Annotated in this window: 20 protein-coding genes; 9 read left to right on the forward strand and 11 right to left on the reverse strand. The window is 52.1% G+C overall.

Annotation, left to right across the window (positions count from 1 at the left end; all coding sequences use genetic code 11):
- Both mepM and znuA read right to left on the reverse strand, forming a co-directional pair.
- A complete protein-coding gene (gene mepM, locus SGBXF1_RS13990; protein ID WP_037419795.1) occupies positions 1 to 1,323 on the reverse strand; it encodes a murein DD-endopeptidase MepM in 1,323 nt (440 codons plus the stop codon).
- 21 nt (positions 1,324 to 1,344) lie between these two features.
- A complete protein-coding gene (gene znuA, locus SGBXF1_RS13995) occupies positions 1,345 to 2,298 on the reverse strand; it encodes a zinc ABC transporter substrate-binding protein ZnuA (protein ID WP_037419799.1) in 954 nt (317 codons plus the stop codon).
- A 78-nt stretch (positions 2,299 to 2,376) separates the two neighbouring features.
- On the opposite strand from znuA, the gene znuC reads away from it, so the two are divergent.
- Together znuC and znuB are read left to right on the forward strand one after the other, a co-directional pair.
- Positions 2,377 to 3,135, forward strand: coding sequence for a zinc ABC transporter ATP-binding protein ZnuC (gene znuC, locus SGBXF1_RS14000; RefSeq protein ID WP_037419807.1), 759 nt, complete (start codon positions 2,377 to 2,379; stop codon positions 3,133 to 3,135).
- Positions 3,132 to 3,917, forward strand: a complete 786-nt coding sequence (gene znuB / locus SGBXF1_RS14005) for a zinc ABC transporter permease subunit ZnuB (protein ID WP_037419809.1) — start codon at positions 3,132 to 3,134, stop codon at positions 3,915 to 3,917. The genes znuC and znuB overlap by 4 nt, the downstream gene beginning before the upstream one ends.
- A 68-nt stretch (positions 3,918 to 3,985) precedes the next feature.
- Here znuB and ruvB read toward each other — a convergent pair whose 3' ends face one another.
- The 7 genes from ruvB to SGBXF1_RS14040 form a co-directional block, all read right to left on the reverse strand.
- Complete coding sequence (gene ruvB / locus SGBXF1_RS14010; protein WP_037419811.1) at positions 3,986 to 4,990, reverse strand: Holliday junction branch migration DNA helicase RuvB; 1,005 nt, start codon at positions 4,988 to 4,990, stop codon at positions 3,986 to 3,988.
- A 20-nt stretch (positions 4,991 to 5,010) separates the two neighbouring features.
- A complete protein-coding gene (ruvA, locus tag SGBXF1_RS14015) occupies positions 5,011 to 5,625 on the reverse strand; it encodes a Holliday junction branch migration protein RuvA (protein WP_037419814.1) in 615 nt (204 codons plus the stop codon).
- A gap of 112 nt (positions 5,626 to 5,737) precedes the next feature.
- Positions 5,738 to 6,259 (reverse strand): crossover junction endodeoxyribonuclease RuvC, encoded by a 522-nt coding sequence (gene ruvC / locus SGBXF1_RS14020; RefSeq protein ID WP_037419817.1) that lies wholly within the window; start codon positions 6,257 to 6,259, stop codon positions 5,738 to 5,740.
- Between the two features lie 73 nt (positions 6,260 to 6,332).
- On the reverse strand, positions 6,333 to 7,076 hold the full coding sequence (locus SGBXF1_RS14025) for a YebC/PmpR family DNA-binding transcriptional regulator (protein ID WP_012145503.1): 744 nt from the start codon (positions 7,074 to 7,076) through the stop codon (positions 6,333 to 6,335).
- Positions 7,077 to 7,094: 18 nt separating this feature from the next.
- Positions 7,095 to 7,541, reverse strand: a complete 447-nt coding sequence (gene nudB, locus SGBXF1_RS14030) for a dihydroneopterin triphosphate diphosphatase (RefSeq protein ID WP_037419820.1) — start codon at positions 7,539 to 7,541, stop codon at positions 7,095 to 7,097.
- On the reverse strand, positions 7,541 to 9,325 hold the full coding sequence (gene aspS, locus SGBXF1_RS14035) for an aspartate--tRNA ligase (protein ID WP_037419823.1): 1,785 nt from the start codon (positions 9,323 to 9,325) through the stop codon (positions 7,541 to 7,543). The genes nudB and aspS overlap by 1 nt, the downstream gene beginning before the upstream one ends.
- Before the next feature lie 84 nt (positions 9,326 to 9,409).
- Positions 9,410 to 9,640 carry an FmdB family zinc ribbon protein gene (locus SGBXF1_RS14040; RefSeq protein ID WP_322740269.1) on the reverse strand — a complete coding sequence of 77 codons (231 nt, stop codon included), beginning with the start codon at positions 9,638 to 9,640 and terminating at the stop codon, positions 9,410 to 9,412.
- Positions 9,641 to 9,842: 202 nt separating this feature from the next.
- Here SGBXF1_RS14040 and SGBXF1_RS14045 point away from each other — a divergent pair, with 202 nt between their 5' ends.
- The 6 genes from SGBXF1_RS14045 (at position 9,843) to SGBXF1_RS14070 (ending at position 15,627) form a co-directional block, all read left to right on the forward strand.
- The gene (locus tag SGBXF1_RS14045; RefSeq protein WP_130381021.1) at positions 9,843 to 10,421 is read left to right on the forward strand and encodes a hydrolase; all 579 of its coding nucleotides are present in this window, start codon (positions 9,843 to 9,845) and stop codon (positions 10,419 to 10,421) included.
- Between the two features lie 47 nt (positions 10,422 to 10,468).
- Positions 10,469 to 11,284: a DUF72 domain-containing protein gene (locus SGBXF1_RS14050; protein ID WP_186427022.1), complete on the forward strand. Its 816-nt coding sequence runs from the start codon at positions 10,469 to 10,471 to the stop codon at positions 11,282 to 11,284.
- Between the two features lie 102 nt (positions 11,285 to 11,386).
- The gene (locus SGBXF1_RS14055; protein WP_061806450.1) at positions 11,387 to 11,782 is read left to right on the forward strand and encodes an MAPEG family protein; all 396 of its coding nucleotides are present in this window, start codon (positions 11,387 to 11,389) and stop codon (positions 11,780 to 11,782) included.
- A gap of 103 nt (positions 11,783 to 11,885) precedes the next feature.
- Positions 11,886 to 12,629: a carboxy-S-adenosyl-L-methionine synthase CmoA gene (cmoA, locus tag SGBXF1_RS14060; RefSeq protein ID WP_186427023.1), complete on the forward strand. Its 744-nt coding sequence runs from the start codon at positions 11,886 to 11,888 to the stop codon at positions 12,627 to 12,629.
- Positions 12,626 to 13,597, forward strand: coding sequence for a tRNA 5-methoxyuridine(34)/uridine 5-oxyacetic acid(34) synthase CmoB (cmoB, locus tag SGBXF1_RS14065; RefSeq protein WP_037419839.1), 972 nt, complete (start codon positions 12,626 to 12,628; stop codon positions 13,595 to 13,597). Before cmoA ends, cmoB begins: the two co-directional genes overlap by 4 nt.
- Before the next feature lie 188 nt (positions 13,598 to 13,785).
- A complete protein-coding gene (locus SGBXF1_RS14070) occupies positions 13,786 to 15,627 on the forward strand; it encodes a hypothetical protein (RefSeq protein ID WP_061806451.1) in 1,842 nt (613 codons plus the stop codon).
- 101 nt (positions 15,628 to 15,728) lie between these two features.
- On the opposite strand, the gene cutC is transcribed toward SGBXF1_RS14070, so the two are convergent.
- The gene (cutC, locus tag SGBXF1_RS14075; RefSeq protein WP_037419844.1) at positions 15,729 to 16,487 is read right to left on the reverse strand and encodes a copper homeostasis protein CutC; all 759 of its coding nucleotides are present in this window, start codon (positions 16,485 to 16,487) and stop codon (positions 15,729 to 15,731) included.
- A gap of 144 nt (positions 16,488 to 16,631) precedes the next feature.
- Between cutC and SGBXF1_RS14080 the strand changes: the two genes are divergently transcribed.
- Complete coding sequence (locus tag SGBXF1_RS14080; protein WP_186427024.1) at positions 16,632 to 17,783, forward strand: MalY/PatB family protein; 1,152 nt, start codon at positions 16,632 to 16,634, stop codon at positions 17,781 to 17,783.
- Here SGBXF1_RS14080 and SGBXF1_RS14085 read toward each other — a convergent pair.
- On the reverse strand, positions 17,780 to 18,343 hold the full coding sequence (locus SGBXF1_RS14085; RefSeq protein ID WP_037419994.1) for a VOC family protein: 564 nt from the start codon (positions 18,341 to 18,343) through the stop codon (positions 17,780 to 17,782). The two genes, SGBXF1_RS14080 and SGBXF1_RS14085, sit on opposite strands and share 4 nt — an antisense overlap.
- Positions 18,344 to 18,636: the final 293 nt, after the last annotated feature.

The following is an 18,636-nucleotide window of genomic DNA, read 5'->3' on the forward strand; positions in this document are numbered from 1 at the left end:
TTAATCTAACTGCAGTTGAGGAACTACTTCTTTCACCTGTGCCAGATAATCGCTGCGATCTTTACCGGTCAAACCTTCAGATCTTGGTAGTTTCGCCGTCAACGGGTTTACCGCCTGTTGGTTTGTCCACATTTCAAAATGCAGATGTGGCCCCGTAGAACGACCGGTATTGCCGGATAAAGCGATGCGGTCACCACGTTTTACTTTCTGCCCTGGCTTAACCAACAGCTTTTTCAGGTGCATATAGCGCGTGGTGTACTGACGACCATGGCGGATCGCCACATAGTTACCCGCTGCTCCGCTACGTTTGGCGATCAACACTTCACCGTCACCTACGGCCAACACAGGGGTACCGACTGGCATCGCAAAGTCGACACCTTTATGCGGTGCAATACGCCCTGTCACAGGGTTAACCCGGCGTGGATTGAAGTTGGAGGAAATACGGAACTGTTTCATGGTTGGAAAACGCATAAAGCCACGCGCCAGACCGGAACCCTGACGATCGTAGAATTTACCGTCTTCGGCACGAATAGCGTAATAGTCTTTACCGCCGCTACGCATGCGAACCCCCAGCAACTGGCTCTGCGCACTCTTGCCATCAAAATGTTCACGGGACATTAATACAGAGAACTGATCGCCCTTGCGCAACTTATGGAAGTCCAACTGCCATTGCAGCGCTTTGATTACTGCATTGATCTCTGCACGACTCAGACCGGCATTACTGGCGCTGCTGACAAAGCTGCCGTTTAAGCGACCACTAATGACATTGTTACGCCATTCGCCCTGCTGAGATTCCTGAGTTTCTTTGAAGTTGTTACCTGTACGATCATAGGTGCGGGTCTCACGGCGGGACACTTCCCAGGTCAAACGCTGCAAATCGCCGGCTTCGTTCACTGTCCAAGACAACTGTTGGCCGATTTTCAGATTACGCAGATCGCGGTTTTGCGATGCCAATAGCGTGACGTCCGACATATCGATGCCATATTGGGTCAGAATACTGCCCAGTGTATCACCCGTCGAAACCACATATTCATGCACTCCATCCTCGCCGGCGACCTTCTGGTCCAGCTCATCCTGTGGGATGTCATCATCGGGGGTGGGTTGGTCGAGATCGATCGGTTCACTGGCTTCGGGTAACAAGGAACGTAATTGGCTGGATTCTAATTCAATGCTCTTAACGATGGGGTTATGTTCTGGGTGATAAACAAAAGGCCGCCAAACAGCGACGGCCAATGTAACGACTGTCAACGACCCCAGCATGACGCGGTGGGGCCGTGGCAGGTTGTTATACGCCAGAGCGATAGTTCGGACTATCTGCTGCACTCGATATTATCCTCATAATCTTTACTTCAGGCAGCTCACGTACTGGTTTGACAACTGAGTCAGGAAATTCCCGTAGCTGTCTTTCCCCAGTGCGATGCCGGTGCCTAGCGGATCCAGCGTTCCTGAACGCACTTTGGTCCCTTTGGCAACAGCATTGATTACGGCCGGCCTGAATTGTGGCTCAGCAAAAACGCATACTGCTTTCTGCTCAACCAACTGTGTTCGAATTTGGTGTAAGCGCTGTGCTCCAGGTTGGATTTCGGGATTAACGGTAAAATGGCCCAGTGGGCTCAAGCCGAAGTGTTTCTCAAAATAGCCATAAGCATCATGAAAAACAAAATATCCCCTACCTTGCACAGGCTTAAGCATGTTACCAACATTTTTGTCAGTTTGCGTCAGCAGATTCTCGAACTGGCGCAGGTTTGCGTCTAATTTGTCCTTATTTTGTGGCATAAGTTCCAATAACCTGTCGTGAATCGCGATCGCGGTCACTTTTGCCACTTCCGGGGACAGCCAAACATGCATGTTATATTCACCGTGGTGATGTCCATCACCTTCATCATGACCAGCATGATTATGCGCGTCGGTTGCATGATCATGATCGTGGTCGTCGTCTTCTCCCTTCATCAACAATGGTTTCACGCCACTCAGTTCGCTAATGGCTAACTGATGTTTAGCCGCTACTGGCGCTAACGATTTTGTCAGGAAAGCTTCCATATCTGGACCTACCCACACCACCAGATCGGCGCCACGTAGACGTTGAATATCGGATGGTCGCAACGCGAAATCATGCGGTGATGCGCCATCTGGCAACAGCACTTCTGTTGGCGTTACCCCATCAGCAATTGCAGAGGCGATAAAGCCCAATGGGCGAATGGAAGTCACTACCGCCGCAGAGGCGCTGCTCAGCGGTCCAGCCATTATCAATGCACTGGCCAGCAGCGTGCGTTGTAACCATTTATTTTTCTGTGCCATTATCCGTAATCCCGTCGTTTTCATCAGCGAAGCGTGATATTATAACATTCGGTTAGTTCTGCAAAATGTAATCATGAGATGTCCACACTGACAACGCTAAAAAATATCTCCGTCTCCTTTGGCAACCGCAAAGTGCTGTCGAATATTTCGCTCAGCCTGCAGCCAGGTCGTATTCTGACGCTGCTCGGCCCAAACGGTGCGGGCAAATCCACGCTGGTACGCGTGGTGTTGGGGCTGATTGCACCAACTGAAGGCACACTGGAACGCGAGCCAGGCTTACGTATCGGGTACGTGCCGCAAAAACTGCACCTCGACGCCACCCTTCCTCTTACCGTCAGCCGCTTTATGCGCCTGAAACCCGGCGTTAAAAAAGCCGATATTCTGCCTGCGCTTAAGCGTGTGCAGGCAGCGCACCTGCTTGAGCAACCAATGCAAAAGCTCTCTGGCGGTGAAAACCAGCGCGTGCTGCTGGCTCGAGCTTTACTGAACAAACCGCAGTTGCTGGTGCTGGATGAACCCACACAAGGGGTTGACGTCAATGGCCAACTTGCGTTGTACGATCTGATCGATCAACTGCGCAAAGAGTTAGGCTGCGCGGTACTCATGGTATCTCATGACCTGCATCTGGTGATGGCGAAGACCGACGAAGTGCTGTGCCTCAACCAACATATTTGCTGTTCCGGTGCGCCGGAAGTGGTGTCGATGCACCCTGAATTTATCGCCATGTTTGGCAACCGTGGCGCAGAACAACTGGCGGTCTATCGCCACCACCATAATCACCGTCACGACCTGCAAGGACGAATCGTGTTGAAGAAAACCGGGGGCCGTGAGGCATGATCGAACTGTTATTACCCGGCTGGCTCGCCGGGGTGCTGTTGGCTGGTGCCGCCGGGCCACTCGGCTCATTCGTGGTCTGGCGCCGGATGTCTTATTTTGGTGATACTTTGGCGCATGCCTCACTATTGGGTGTGGCGTTCGGCTTGCTGCTTGACGTGAATCCCTTCTACGCGGTAATTGCCGTCACGCTGGTGTTGGCTCTGGTGCTGGTGTGGTTGGAGCGTCGGCCACAACTATCCGTTGATACCCTGCTCGGTATTATGGCGCACAGCGCACTCTCGCTGGGATTGGTGGTGGTCGCTCTGATGTCCAACGTCAGGGTCGATCTGATGGCCTATCTGTTTGGCGATCTGTTGTCGGTCACGCTCAACGACATTTGGATGATTGGTATTGGTGTTACTCTCGTGCTGCTGATCCTGTGGTGGCAATGGCGTAATCTGCTGTCGATGACCATCAGCCCTGAACTGGCACACGTTGATGGCGTCAATCTGGTACGGGCACGTACCGTGTTGATGCTGGTCACAGCGCTCACCATTGGGTTGGCAATGAAATTCGTCGGCGCGCTGATTATCACGTCACTGCTGATTATCCCCGCAGCTACCGCACGGCGTTTCGCTCGTACACCGGAACAAATGGCCGGATACGCAGTACTGGTTGGTGTGCTTGCGGTGACCGGTGGGTTAGCCTTCTCGGCATTTTACGACACGCCGGCCGGCCCATCAGTCGTCCTGAGTGCCGCCGTGTTATTTGTGTTGAGCTTATCTAAAAAGCAGCAAGCCTGATCCCAGATAGCTACCGTCGTAAAAAGGGCCGCAATTAGCGGCCCTTTTTAATGCTGGCGATATGATACTTACTCTTCGCGCACCATACCGAAGTGCTTATACGCATGATTGGTGGCCATACGCCCGCGCGGTGTACGTTGGATAAACCCTTGCTGGATCAGGAAGGGTTCGATAACGTCCTCGATCGTTTCCCGTTCCTCGCCAATCGCTGCCGCTAGGTTATCCAGGCCAACCGGCCCACCGGTGAACTTGTCGATAATGGCCAGTAACAGTTTACGGTCCATATAGTCGAACCCTTCGGCATCAACGTTCAGCATATCCAGCGCCTGCATCGCCACGTCACCGTTAATCACACCATTAGCGCGGACTTCGGCAAAGTCACGTACCCGCCGCAGTAAACGGTTAGCGATACGCGGAGTACCACGCGCCCGGCGGGCCACTTCATGAGCCCCTTCGTCCGACAGATCCAGCCCCAGGCAATTAGCGCTACGTGAGACAATGTGCTGCAAATCGGCGACCTGATAAAACTCCAGGCGTTGCACAATGCCGAAACGATCGCGTAACGGCGAGGTCAGTGAACCGGCACGGGTGGTTGCTCCCACCAATGTAAAAGGCGGCAAATCGAGTTTAATCGAACGTGCAGCTGGGCCTTCGCCGATCATAATATCCAGTTGATAATCTTCCATCGCCGGATACAACACTTCTTCCACCACCGGAGAAAGTCGGTGGATTTCATCAATAAATAGAACGTCGTGTGGTTCGAGGTTGGTCAGCATCGCCGCCAAATCCCCTGCCTTCTCCAGCACCGGGCCGGAAGTGGTACGTAAATTCACACCCATTTCATTGGCAACGATATTGGCCAGCGTGGTTTTACCCAGCCCTGGAGGACCGAAGATCAGCAAATGGTCCAGCGCATCGCCACGCTGCTTGGCCGCCTGAATAAAGATTTCCATCTGTTCGCGGACATGCGGCTGACCAACATATTCCGTCAGCAGCTTCGGCCGTATTGCGCGATCAAGAATTTCCTCTTCATTGATCGGCTCGGCAGAAATCAGGCGATCGGCTTCAATCATTCTCTACCTCTTATCGACGCTTACAGCGCGGCACGCAATGCGTCGCGGATCAGGGTTTCGCAATCAGCGCCCGGCTTGGCGATTTTACTTACCATGCGGCTGGCTTCTTGCGGCTTATAGCCCAATGCCACCAGCGCAGAGGCGGCTTCTGCTTCGGCATCCACCTCGGCCGTTTGCGCAGAGGTAGCAGGAAGCGTGATTTCGCTGCTGTTGTTAAACAGATCGCCGTTAAGCCCCTTGAAGCGGTCTTTCATTTCTACGACCAGGCGCTCTGCGGTTTTCTTTCCTACACCCGGTAATTTTACCAGGGACGTAATCTCTTCACGTTCTACAGCACTGACAAACTGTTGTGCAGACATGCCGGACAAAATGGCCAATGCCAATTTTGGTCCTACACCGTTCACTTTGATCAGCTCGCGGAACAGCGCACGTTCTTGCTTATCGTTGAAGCCGTACAGCAGTTGTGCATCTTCGCGCACCACAAATTGGGTAAACACGATAGCCTCTTGCCCCAGTTCCGGCAGCTCATAAAAACAGGTCATCGGCATATGCACTTCATAGCCCACACCGTTTGCCTCCAGTAATACCAGTGGCGGCTGCTTTTCCAGAATATATCCTCTGAGACGACCTATCATTTACCCTCCTGCAGAATTCGTGAACATGGCCTTCTGCCATGCCGTGCTGGTAAAGCTTATAACATAAAAAAGGCTGGATGAATATCCAGCCTCAGTTATCACTGACTAAGCACTACTTTAAACGCCCACGCGCCAGGTTCAATCGCCCTTCACTCATCCGCAGCACGTTTTGACTGAGATGGCAGTGGGTAATGGCAATCGCCAGGGCATCGGCGGCATCAGCCTGAGGGTTAGCCGACAGTTTAAGCAACGAACGCACCATATGCTGCACTTGTGCCTTTTCTGCTGCACCCGTGCCGACCACTGTCTGTTTTACCTGACGTGCCGCATACTCAAACACTTCCAGATCCTGGTTCACGGCAGCGACAATCGCCACCCCGCGGGCCTGCCCAAGCTTGAGCGCCGAATCCGGGTTTTTCGCCATAAACACCTGCTCTATGGCGAAAAAATCCGGTTTAAACTGAGTGATAATTTCGCTGACACCTGCGTAAATCAGCTTTAACCGCGTCGGCATGTCATCCACTACGGTGCGGATACAGCCGCTGGCCACATAGCTTAACTGACGGCCTTGCTGACGAATAAGGCCGTAACCGGTGACGCGTGATCCGGGATCGATACCGAGTATGATCGTCATCCCTACACCCACCTTGCGTTAAGCATTAACGTCGCCAGGCGCTGCCACACAGCAGCGCCATACTTCACGCTGATTACAGCGTTGCTGCAACTTCGTCGGAGATTTCACCGTTGTGGTAAACCTCCTGCACGTCGTCACAGTCTTCCAGCATGTCGATCAGACGCAGCAACTTAGGTGCAGTTTCTTCATCCATATCGGCCTTGGTCGATGGGATCATGGAAACTTCCGCTGAGTCAGCGGTAAAACCGGCAGCAGTCAGTGCATCTTTCACTTCGCCGAGATTTTCCCACGCAGTGAACACGTCGATCACACCATCGTCGTAGCTAACGATATCTTCAGCGCCAGCTTCCAGTGCTGCTTCCATTACCACGTCTTCATCCAGACCCGGTGCGTAAGTGATTACGCCCTTTTTGGTGAACAGATAAGCCACTGAACCATCGGTACCAAGGTTTCCGCCGCATTTTGTGAAGGCATGACGCACTTCTGCCACGGTACGGTTACGGTTGTCACTCAGGCATTCGATCATGACGGCAGTGCCGCCCGGGCCGTAACCTTCATAAATGATGGTTTCCATGTTGGAATCATCATCACCGCCCACACCGCGTGCGATGGCACGGTTCAGGGTGTCACGCGTCATATTGTTGGACAGCGCTTTATCGATCGCCGCGCGCAGACGCGGGTTAGCCCCCGGATCGCCACCGCCCAGTTTCGCGGCAGTCACCAGCTCGCGAATAATTTTGGTGAAAATTTTACCGCGCTTGGAATCCTGCGCTGCTTTACGGTGCTTTGTGTTGGCCCACTTACTATGACCTGCCATAAAAATCTCCGAAAAAAATTACTGGACTGAATTAATCACAAACTCTTCAATCGCCTGCTGATTGCTCCAGGACTTGGTCAATTTCACGGCTTCCGCCGCGTCAAGCCACTGGTAGGCGTGATGCTCGGTAATCACCGGATCTCGCTCTTCAGGCAAAGCCAGACAGAACCAATGCTCTTTATTGCGCGTGGTCCCCGGGGCATAGCGATGTCGCAAATGGACAAAGAGTTCAAACTCCACACAGCGCTGGCAATCGAACAACGGCAGATTCTCTGCTTCGATATCGATGCCGACTTCTTCCTTGACCTCACGCCGTGCGGCATGCGGCGGCGATTCTGCGTCCTCCAGGCTGCCGGTAACCGACTGCCAGAATTCGGTATCATCGCGCCGCTGTAACATCAGCACCCGGCCACTGGAGATGGCATAAATCACTACCAGAATAGACTCGGGTCGCTTGTAGTTCATCACTCGCTCTCTTGTTCCGCAGAGGCTTTCTTCACCACACAGATAGCCAATTCCTGCAGCGACGCCGGGTTGGCGAAGCTTGGTGCTTCGGTCATCAAACAGGCCGCAGCCGTGGTTTTCGGGAAGGCGATAACGTCACGAATGTTGTCAGTACCGGTCAGCAGCATCACCAGACGGTCCAAACCGAAGGCCAGCCCGGCGTGCGGTGGTGTACCGTACTTCAATGCGTCCAACAAGAAACCGAATTTCTCACGTTGTTCGTGTTCGGTAATGCCCAGAATGCTAAAGACCGTCTGCTGCATTTCACTGCGGTGAATACGTACAGAACCACCACCCACTTCATAGCCGTTAATCACCATATCGTAGGCGTTGGCGATGGCGTTGGTTGGCGTTGCTGCCAGCTCCTCCGGGCTCATGTCACGTGGAGCAGTGAACGGATGGTGCATCGCTGCCAAACCACCCTCACCGTCTTCTTCGAACATAGGGAAGTCAACCACCCACAGCGGTGCCCAACTGTCCAATTTGGTCAGGTCCAGATCGCGGCCCAGTTTCAGACGCAGCGCGCCCATCGCATCAGTCACAATCTTGAAGCTGTCAGCCCCGAAGAACAGAATGTCTCCTGACTGCGCGTTAGTGCGCGCCAGGATCGCTTCCAGCACTTCTGCGCTGAGGAATTTGGCGATCGGGCTCTGTACGCCTTCCATACCGGCAGCACGGTCATTGACCTTCAGCCAGGCCAGGCCTTTAGCGCCATAGATGTTAACGAAAGCACCGTACTCGTCGATCAATTTACGGGTCAACTGTGCGCCACCAGGTACACAGATGGCAGCGACGCGACCTTTAGCATCGTTGGCCGGACCGGAGAATACTTTGAACTCTACGTCTTTTACCAGATCGGCAACGTCCACCAGCTCCAACGGGTTACGCAGGTCTGGCTTGTCAGAGCCGTAACGACGCATCGCTTCTTCGAAGGTCATGATCGGGAAATCGCCCAAATCAACGCCCTTCACGTCCAGCCACAGTTCACGTGCCAATTTTTCCATCACTTCACGCACCTGTTCGGCAGTCATGAAGGAGGTTTCCACGTCGATCTGAGTAAATTCAGGCTGGCGGTCAGCACGCAAGTCTTCGTCACGGAAGCATTTAACGATTTGATAGTAGCGATCGAAACCGGACATCATCAGCAACTGTTTGAACAGCTGTGGTGACTGCGGCAACGCATAGAATTTGCCTTTATGCACACGACTCGGCACCAGGTAGTCACGCGCACCTTCCGGCGTGGCTTTGGTCAGCATCGGTGTTTCGATGTCGAGGAAGCCGTGACTGTCCATAAAACGGCGCACAAAACTGGTGATTTTGGCACGGGTTTTCAAGCGGTCGGCCATTTCCGGACGACGCAGATCCAGGTAACGATACTTCAGGCGCGCTTCTTCGCTGTTAACCTGGTTGGAGTCCAGTGGCAATGGCTCGGAGCGGTTGATGATCTCCAGGGCATGAGCGAAGACTTCTACTTCACCGGTAGCCATATCTTTATTGATCTGGCTGTCCGGGCGTGCACGCACTGTGCCGACGATCTGGATGCAGAATTCATTACGCAGGTCATACGCCTTATCGAACGCGACCTTCTGGTCCGGATCGAAGAACACCTGCACGATGCCTTCGCGGTCGCGCATATCAATAAAGATCAGGCCGCCCAGATCGCGACGACGGTTGACCCAACCACACAGAGTGACTTCCTGGCCCACGTGGGACAGATTCAACTGCCCGCAATATTCAGTACGCATACGCTATCCTTTTGGCTTAAGCCGATGCCGCGCGGGCTTTTGGCACCTGCCACACGGCTGTTTTCTGATGATTTCTGATGAACTCTACTTCTTGCCCGGTTTGAAGTCTGTTGCATACCAACCGGTGCCCTTTAACTGGAAACCCGTGGAAGAAATCAGCTTAGTTAACGCAGGCTGCCCACACGCCGGACAATCTGTCAGCGGCGCATCGGAAAATTTTTGCAGTTTCTCTAACCGAAGGCTGCAAGCACCACATGCATATTCATAAATCGGCATAGGTCTTTGGCGTAAAGTGTGTTGAAAAAAGGCGATCATTATAAAGGAAATTCATGCGCCAGATAAGTGCGAACACAGCTTTGTTGCAGCACTAAATGACGTGTTTTTGCCCGAAGTAACACATTGATTAACAAATTTCCCATTAACCGGTGATGCTTTTTTCACGTAGCCTGAATCAACACTTGTTTAGCGCACGGTTTCGTTTGTGCGCATTTCATCCACCTCGTAACGAGATATGACCATGTTGAAACTTGATGCCCAAACGACTGCCCTGGTGTTGATTGATTTGCAAAACGGCATTCTACCTTATGCTGGCGGGCCACACAGCGCCGAGAGTGTTGTTGCCCATGGTGCACAGTTAGCTGCACGCTTCCGCTCCCTGGATGCGCCGGTGATCCTGGTTCGTGTCGGCTGGTCAGATTCTTTTGCCGAAGCATTGAAACAACCCGTGGATCAACCTTCTCCTGCACCGGCTGGCGGATTACCGGCTAACTGGTGGGAGTTCCCTGAAGCCCTGGCGGTAAGCGACAGTGATATTCTGGTGACCAAACGTCAATGGGGCGCATTTTATGGCACCGATCTCGACCTGCAACTGCGTCGCCGCGGCATTAAATCCATCGTGCTTGGGGGGATTGCCACCAACATTGGCGTAGAATCTACCGCCCGTGCCGCCTGGGAACACGGCTACGAGTTGGTGATCGCCGAAGACTTGTGCAGCACAGCAAACGCCGAAATGCACCAATTTGCCTTCAACAACATCTTCCCACGCTTAGCACGCATTCGCAGCACCCGTGAAATTCTTGCCGCATTCGGCGAGTAACGTTAATTTGTAGACTGACGGGAATAATTAAGGAAGATGCCAGCGTGATGTATATCGGACTCCCACAGTGGCAACACCCAGCCTGGAATCGTATCGGGCTGCGCGATCTGGCGGATTACAGCCGCTATTTTAACTGCGTAGAAGGCAATACCACCTTCTACGCATTACCTAAACTGGAAATCGTCCAGCGCTGGCGCGACATGACCACCGACGATTTTCGCTTTTGTTTCAAATTTCCCGCGACCATCAGTCATCAGGCGGCATTACGCAACTGCGACGCCGATCTACACGCCTTTTATCAGTGTCTAAGCCCGGTTCATCATCGTATTGGTCAGCTTTGGCTACAATTACCCGCAGCTTTTGGCCCGGCGGAATTACCGGCGATGTGGCAATTCTTTGACGCGTTACCGAAAGAATTTACTTACGGTGTGGAAGTGCGTCATCCGGCATTCTTCGACAAGGGTGAAGAAGAGCGGTTGCTAAATCAGGGCCTGCATCAGCGCGGCATCAATCGGGTGATCCTCGACAGCCGCCCCGTGCATCACGCCGCGCCCAACAGCGCAGCAGTGCGCGATGCCCAACAGAAAAAGCCCAAGCTACCGGTGCATGCATTGGTGACGGCCAATAATCCGTTGGTGCGGTTTATCGGTGGCGACGTATTACAGGACAATCTGCGTTGGTTCGATGCCTGGCAGCAGAAACTGCCCGTTTGGCAACAGGACCACCAGCCCTTCTTATTTATTCATACGCCAGATAATGGCGATTCCCCGCAGCAGGCGCAAAAAATCTGGCAGCAGCTCCATCAGGCTATTCCGAATTTACCGCCGCCGCCAGACTGGCCGGAGCAGGATGCACTGTTTTAACCGATTAATCTGACCAATTACATCAGATTTTTCCTCGCGACAGTGATTGCAATGGCAGCTATGATGCTCGCTGCCAGTTTTGGTTAGGGAATGGAGTTAAAAATGGTAAGCGCGCTTTATGTTGTGCTCGGCGCATTGTTGTTGATCAAACTCTCTTATGACGTGGTTAGGCTAAGGATGCAATACCGTGTTGCTTACGGGGACGGTGGCTTTTATGAGCTACAGACGGCCATCCGCGTGCACGGCAATGCCGTAGAATACATTCCTATTGCCGCCGTACTGCTCGTGCTCATGGAAATGAACGGCGCTGAAATATGGATGATCCATATTTGTGGCCTGATGTTGATGGCTGGCCGTCTGGTGCACTACTACGGCTTACGTAATCGTGAAGTTCGCTGGCGTCGTTCAGGCATGGCGGCAACCTATATTTCGTTGGTGTTAATGGTATTAGCCAACATTTTCTATTTGCCGTGGGATCTTATTTTCAGCCTGCATTGATCCCCCGTTGCTCCTCAGGCGGCTACGCCGCCTGCTTCCGCTGCGCTTTCTTGCCGTTATCTGTTAGAATATGCCCCTTCGAATTCTGAACTGATTTGCCGCTATGCCAAACCGCGATACTCTTTTTTCTGCCCCGATCGCCAAATTGGGCGACTGGACCTTCGACGAACGTGTTGCTGAAGTGTTCCCTGACATGATTCAGCGTTCCGTTCCCGGCTATTCCAATATCATTTCAATGATTGGCATGTTGGCAGAACGTTTCGTTCAGCCCGACAGCCAGGTCTATGATCTTGGATGCTCTCTGGGCGCAGCAACGCTGTCGATGCGACGGAATATCAAAGTGGCGGGTTGCAATATCATCGCCGTCGACAACTCTCCGGCCATGGTTGAACGTTGCCGCCGCCATATTGATGCCTTCCGTGCCGACACGCCGGTAGACGTCATCGAAGCTGATATTCTCGACATCAAAATCGAAAACGCCTCGATGGTCGTACTGAACTTTACTCTGCAATTCCTTGAGCCCGCCGACCGTTTGCGTCTGCTGGAAAAGGTCTACCGTGGGCTACGCCCAGGTGGTGCCTTGGTGTTATCAGAGAAGTTCAGCTTTGAAGATGCTGATGTCGATGAATTGCTGTTCAACATGCATCACGATTTCAAACGTGCCAACGGCTACAGCGAACTGGAAATCAGCCAAAAGCGCAGCATGCTGGAAAACGTCATGTTGACCGACTCGGTGGAAGCCCACAAGGCGCGCCTGAAACAGGCAGGTTTTGAACATGCGGAAGTTTGGTTCCAGTGCTTTAACTTTGGTTCACTGATCGCCTTAAAATCGGGAGCCATGGCATGATTGAGTTTGGTGACTTTTACCAGCGTATCGCGAAAAGCAACCTCAGCCATTGGCTGGATACCCTACCAGCACAGCTGAGTGCCTGGCAGCGTGAGTCGTTGCACGGCAAATTCAAACAGTGGTTTAACTCCGTTGACCATCTGCCTGCACTAACACCAACCCACCTCGATTTGTTGAATGGTGTGCGTGCCGACATGGACTCGCCACTGTCACCAGGCCAGTTGGAAGGCATCGAGAAGATGCTGCGCACCATGATGCCATGGCGCAAAGGGCCGTTCTCGTTGTATGGCATCGATATCGATACCGAATGGCATTCTGACTGGAAATGGGATCGCGTGCTGCCACACATCTCACCGCTGGCTGGCCGTACCATTCTCGACGTTGGCTGCGGCAGCGGTTATCACCTATGGCGTATGGTGGGTGCCGGTGCCCAATTGGCGGTAGGTATCGATCCGATGCAACTGTTCCTGTGTCAGTTCGAAGCCGTGCGTAAACTGCTGGGCGGCGATCAGCGCGCTCATCTGTTGCCACTCGGCATTGAGCAACTGCCTGAATTGGCCGCCTTCGATACGGTATTTTCGATGGGCGTGCTGTATCACCGCCGCTCTCCGTTGGATCACCTCTATCAGTTGAAAAACCAATTGGTCAACGAAGGTGAACTGGTGTTGGAAACTCTGGTGATAGAAGGCGATCGCAATCAAGTGCTGGTACCGGGTGACCGTTATGCGCAAATGCGTAATGTCTATTTTATTCCGTCAGCCGAAGCGCTGAAGTGCTGGTTAGAAAAATGCGGTTTCGTCGACGTGAAGATCGCTGATATGTGTGTCACCAGTACCGATGAACAACGTCGCACCGATTGGATGACCAGCGAATCACTGGCCGAGTTCCTTGATCCGAACGATCCGAGCAAGACTATCGAAGGCTACCCAGCTCCACTGCGCGCCGTGCTGGTAGCGAAAAAGCCGTAACCCCCTCCTGCTTTAAGGGCTCAGCAGATGTTGAGCCCTTACCCCACGGTATAAAAACACCTGCTAAACAAAGTCCTCCTGACGCTTTCGTTTCGTCCTGTTGTGTCATGTTCCAGCGGCATAGGATCGCTATATTGAAAATGCCTCCACCTCCTAGAATGGCGATGAACCCAACAAAGGATAACGCCATGACGACATTACAATATATCGAGAGTATCAACGCACTCAGAGCCTATGCACCGGCAGAGAATGATCAGGTCGTATTTCTGATTTCCCATCAGGCAGGTAGTCATCAAGGAAGCGGTAAGTTTTACTATGACACAACGGATAGCACCAGCGCTGACAACAATGGCACGGTGATTGTCACCGCCACAGGCGCGCGTTGGAAAAGGTTTGCTAAACAGATCACCTTCGATGATTTTGGTGCGGACCCAACGGGTGCAACCTCTTCAGATGATGCTGTAGAAGCCGCCATCAAAGCGGTTTCTTTACTGAAGAACAAGATCGTCTTTACCAGCAATAATGCACAATATCTGCTTAACAGAGCCACCCCTATTGCCGTACCTGCGGGGGTCACCCTCAAAGGGAATCGCACTGCCATGGCGCAGGGGCCTTCTAGCAATACGACCAATGGCCCTGCCCGCGCGGGACTTTCGGACGACAGCGCATTCATTATCCGTAAACCGGTGGGGATTACATGCTTCACCTGTGCTCGGGACGTGGTCTTTGATGGCTGGTCTTTCTTGTATCCGGATCAAATCTATACCGCGGAAAGTAGTACGCAATTTAGACAATACGGTGCAACGATCACTTCCGCAGGCACCCTGTCGGTATCACATTGTCGCTATGTGGGTGCTTATGACTTCGTTAATGCTAGTGGCGAAGCCAATTACTTTAACAGTATTTACGGCTGGGCTATCCGTTGTGATTATAAGGTCTCCGGGAGCCGCGAAATAAACAGATTCACTAATGTCCACGTCAATCCTAACGTCGTACGCCCGACAGAGAAAGCGGTCACAGCCTCACTGACAGTGGAAGGCTCATGCGCTTTTAACTTAGACCATCATGACAATACCTTTTTGACCAACGTTTTCTCCTATGGCAAAAAGGTCTTCCTGAGATCCACAACTTTGGGAACCAGTTACTTAGGTGGTATCAGTCTGACTAACTTTATGGCCGACCGTAACGGCACCTGTTTTGAGATCGACTCTGACTCAGCTGCGAATATTCAGATCGCCAACGGCTCCTACATTAATGATTACGGCGATCTCGACGGGGGCTTCCTGGTGTTAAAGAAATCGGTATCCCGCAAAAATATTACGCCGGTTCAAATCTCCAATGTGACGTTTTCAACCGCCAACAACCCTAAAGGAACACTTTCACCGCAGGCTATTTATTTTGCAACGGATAGTGGCTATCAGTTGGCTTTCAGTAACAGTGCTATGCCTCTATGGACAAACGGTGCACTTAATAACGCCAGCGGATATAACTTGCTCAGAGGCGAAATCACTATTGCTCAACGTGCATATCAGCTGACATCTGCACCGCAGAACTACCTCAATAATGCCAGTCTGATCGATGTCGATACCAATAGTCAGCCAGTCAATTGGTCGATCGACGGCAATTTGACGGCAAACAGCAATCAGATCACATCGACGGGTGTTAACCCAGGATACAAAGGCATTCTACAGCGAGTACATCGGAGTATCGGTTCCAGAACCTTTTGGGCCGTCGCCTCATCCATTGGTGACCCCAATGCCAGTGTGCCCCCCGGCACGCCAGTGCCAAGTATTTCAACAGGAATATGGGCGCGTGGTTTTAACGATGGCTATACCGATCTTATCGAAAGTGGCACGGTGCCTTGGGTACAGATAGGCAATCTGTTTTACGCACAGTTTCATATGAATAATACCCGGACAATTCACGACATCCTGGTCAACCCCGGTTCAAACGGTAACACAGTGAAAATTATTGCTTGTGGCATCAGCCCCGGACAAATTTTCAATTTTAGTTCCCAAGCATTACGCTAAGTAACATTAAAAAGGCCCCGACAAAAATTGGGGCCTGCTATTTATTTATGCTTATGCGCGTACCGTGGTTTCTTTCAGTCAGTGCAACGATAACGGGATACTTATGCGCTCTGCGCCAACGGATCAACCAGCGCCAACGCGTTTTTCATCGCCTCTACCATTTCGCCATCGACGCAATAGTGGCTAAATTCGTCAACCTCACTGTCTGAACACATGGTCACGCCAGCTTTGCGATAGCGCATGGTCGAAGGCACTTCATGACCGGATGAGCTATGCAGCTCCTGAATGCCAATATCAACAAACTTGTGCAAGTTGCTGAGTCGCACCCCCGCTCCGGCCATAATCACTGGCCCCTGGCTGGCCTGCACCAGATCACGCAGCAATGGCAAACCCAACTCTGCATTTTGCTGCTGACCGGATGTCAGTATCCGTGCAACGCCCAATTGCGTTAACTGATCAAGCGCGACCATCGGATTCTGGCACATGTCAAAAGCACGATGGAAAGTCACCGCCATATTTCCGCTCAAGCGCATCACTTCGCGCATACGCTGCAGATCGATATGCCCTTCTTCATCCAGCATCCCAACCACCACACCGGCAAAACCCATATCGCGGATTTGCGCAATATCGTGCTTGATCACGTCAAAATCTACGGCGCTATAACAAAAATCTCCACCACGCGGGCGGACGATCGGATGCACCGGTACGCTGACGCTGTCTCGCGCCAACCGCAATGAACCATAGCTGGGTGTCAAGCCGCCCTCACTCTGACTGGCGCAGAGTTCTATGCGATCGGCACCTGCCCGCTCAGCCGTCAGCGCGCAATCGACGCTATAGCAACAAACTTCCAGTTTAATCATTGTCACCCCCAGATGACGGCTAACATGTGACGGCAATTGTTAATTCTTCAATTTCTCACGTAGGCTCATACAGAGCCCCTAAATAATTAGAGCTGCATTACGCAACAAAAATGCAGCTTCAAAAACCAGTTCAGGGTAGTAACTATGGCATTCAATTTTGATCAATGGGTAGACCGTAGTCACAGTGACAGCGTTAAGTGGGATAAATATCGTGACCGCGACATTATTCCGCTCTGGGTTGCTGATACCGATTTCCCATCACCACCCGCTATCATCGCGGCATTACAGCAGCGAGTTGCTCATGCTGTGTTCGGTTATGGTCATCCGTCCCCTGAACTCATTGAAGTTTTTACCCAGCGTATGCTAGAGCGCTATGGCTGGCGTATCAATCCTGAGTGGCTGATTTTCCTGCCTGGACTGGTTTGTGGCCTAAATTTATGCGTGCGAGCCTTTACGGATGAAGGCGAAGGGACACTGGCACCATCCCCGATCTATCCCCCGTTTCGCAAAGCGGCTAAATTCGCCGGGCGTTCACAGCTGCCAATACCGCTGACACTGGAGGATAAGCGATGGGTGTTGGATTTAACCGCCATCACAGGACAGCTCAATGGCAGAGAGAAATTACTGCTGTTATGCAACCCACAAAATCCGGGTGGCACTGTCTATCGCAGACAAGAGCTGTTGCAGCAACATGCGTTCGCTCAACGTCATGACCTGATCGTCTGTTCTGATGAAATCCATTGTGATCTGCTGCTTGAACCCGGATGTCAGCACATCCCCTTTGCCACGTTAAATGAGGACGCAGCCCAGCGTAGTATTACGCTAATGTCACCGTCGAAAACCTTTAACATTGCCGGACTGGGGGCCTCAATGGCGCTTGTTCCCAACACCGCTTTGCGGCAAAAACTGATCCGAACACGCAGTGGCATCGTACCTGAAGTGGATATACTGGCGCTGGTTGCCGCGCAAGCAGCCTACCAGCACGGACAAGATTGGTTGGATGAACTGTTAGTTTATCTGCGTGCCAACCGTGATTTGGTGACCGAGCGTATTAATGCCATACCCGGTCTGCAGCTACAACCGATTGAGGCGACTTACCTGGCCTGGATCGACTGCAGTCAACTGGCCGTCGACAACCCGCACGCCTTTTTTGAACAGGCTGGCGTCGGATTAAGCCCGGGCCTGGATTTTGGTAACCGGCATTTTGTCCGTTTGAATTTTGGCTGTCGGCGCGAGCTACTCAGCCAAGCATTGGATCGTATGCTGATAGCCACCCGCTCGCTAATCCCTGATTAACGTTGTTCGCTAGCGACAACGTCCCTAATCGAGTAAGGATGAAATTTGATCGTCACGGTACCGTCGGTAATCGCCAACGTCGGGTTCGGCAAGCGTTCCCCTTCAGTCTGTGGTGAACTCTGTTTCAGTTTTATCCCTTGAGCCAACAGCGCTTCATCAGGCAACTGGGCCAGCGCCCGTGCGTAAAGCGTGGCTGGATCGCCAGCAAGTACCAGTTCCACATGTTCCCAGCCTTCTTGCGGATAACGTCTATCACCAGGATAAGGCAACTCTATGCAGTCAATCTGCCATGGACCCACTTTAAGTGGTTGTTGGAGGTCGAACAGATAAATTGGGCGCCCCTTGATTATTGCCTCTGACAGCAGTGAACCACACTGTTGTAGCCCTTCGCGCCAACGATCAGCCGTTGTGTTTTGATGGCAACGCACTGATATGTGATCCGCACTGAACTGTGTTAAATCCAGGTGCAACTTCTCGGCAAACCGATTCAGTGCCTGTTCAAAGCGCGGCAGATCCAGCGCTAAATCGTTAAGTTCGGCAATGGCCGCAAAAGTCGTCATAGAATCCTCGAAACAACGGAAAGCGATTTTCAGGTGCTGTAATTTACACGCCGGAGCCATAGCTATCCATACGGAAACCTCCGGCAAGCAAACTTTTTTGGTACAGGATGTCCTCTTTACCTAAACCGGGAATGTCGCTGGTCATAAAAAGCACAAAATAACAATTTATTCAGATTTTATTACAGCGTGGTTTCGTCTTTGCCAGTTTTTAATTCCAAAAACTGATTGTGGCATAAGTTTATAACGTTTAACCATGGCAACACCCTTAGGAATACTACTAACTTATTAAGTTT

This window comes from Serratia grimesii (assembly GCF_900186025.1).
Lineage (GTDB): Bacteria > Pseudomonadota > Gammaproteobacteria > Enterobacterales > Enterobacteriaceae > Serratia > Serratia grimesii.